Origin of the sequence: Lentilactobacillus hilgardii DSM 20176 = ATCC 8290, from assembly GCF_000159315.1 — a bacterium.
GTDB classification, from domain to species: Bacteria; Bacillota; Bacilli; order Lactobacillales; family Lactobacillaceae; genus Lentilactobacillus; species Lentilactobacillus hilgardii.
In genome coordinates, this window is sequence record NZ_GG670009.1 from 1 (window position 1) to 1250 (window position 1250).

General features: G+C 35.4%; 1 protein-coding gene. It reads left to right on the forward strand.

Annotation, left to right across the window (positions count from 1 at the left end; translation table 11 throughout):
* Positions 1-97 precede the first annotated feature (97 nt).
* Positions 98-526, forward strand: a complete 429-nt coding sequence (locus tag HMPREF0519_RS12635) for a hypothetical protein (RefSeq protein WP_003636843.1) — start codon at positions 98-100, stop codon at positions 524-526.
* Positions 527-1250: the final 724 nt, after the last annotated feature.

Consider the following 1250-nt stretch of genomic DNA (forward strand, 5'->3'; position numbering starts at 1 on the left):
TTCTGCTTCAAGCGACATAAAGTAGGGTCAAGCTGTTAGCGATTTAGACTTAAACAGTGCCGGCTACACTTGGACTAATGCAAAGAGCTTTAGCGACTTGATCATTGCGCCAGACGTTTCAAGTGCTACCTTTGGTTCAACTTTGACTGTTGATGTTACACCAACTGCCGCAACTACCGAGTTTTCATTCTATACACAAGATAAAGATGGAAATTTAGTTGATTTGAAAGCATTTGATTTCTCAGGTAATGCATTCCCTGCATTGACTGATGCTGATCAAAAGGCTGCATTGCAAGATATTAGCAGTACCAGCTCTACATTTAATACTGCTGACTTCTTTGCAGAAGGTAAGGCATTTGAAACGGATCTTGATAAGTCAGCAACTGCTGTCAAGGTATCAAAGGATACTTTAACTGATCAGTTTGCTAATAATAATCACCCATACTTTGACAAGACGGGCTTCTTCGGTCAAACAACTCAAGGTGGCAGTCAACGTGCCTTCTATGTATATAGCCCATCGGATTAACAACAATCCTCAACAATCCAAAACCACTTCACAAGACACAACACCTACCAAGGATGCTAACGCCAACACCAACTATATTGCTCAATAATTAGTGGTTAGGCGTTAACGAATTTGATCATCAAAACAGAAATTCTTCATTTTAAGTTAATAGGGGGTTCGGGGAATAACAAAGGTTATTTCCCGAACTTTCTTATGCATAAGGCATCTTGACGAAGATGACCTTATTAATCATTGATAATCAATATATTGACTATCTTGATTCTCCATAATTGATTTGGGCGATTGAATGTGATGATTCAAGCTCATTGCATTCATCATTTAGCGGATAAAATGATTCAAACTCATTTTTATTGGCTCTCTAGGTAAACAACATAAATAACAGGATCGACAGCTTACTCCAAAGTGGCGATCCCGCTTTTTTATAAATGATTTAATAACAAATCGAGTTGTAATGAGTAATCAAAGAACTTGCCTAGAAAGATAATTTTATAATAAATATAATGCGAAAATCATTATGTTCATACTTTCTTCACATTTATAAAGCGTCTGTGAACGTTACTATATTAGGAAAATTGGACTTTTAACAATCCTTTCAGAATCTATTATTCGACCAAAATATGAAAAATATGTGAATTTTTTAAATTTTTATGAGTTCCTTTGTCAGATTGTTAGATTGTTATCATTTGGCAAAACAGTTGTAAAAGTAGACTGTTTTTGTGGTCAA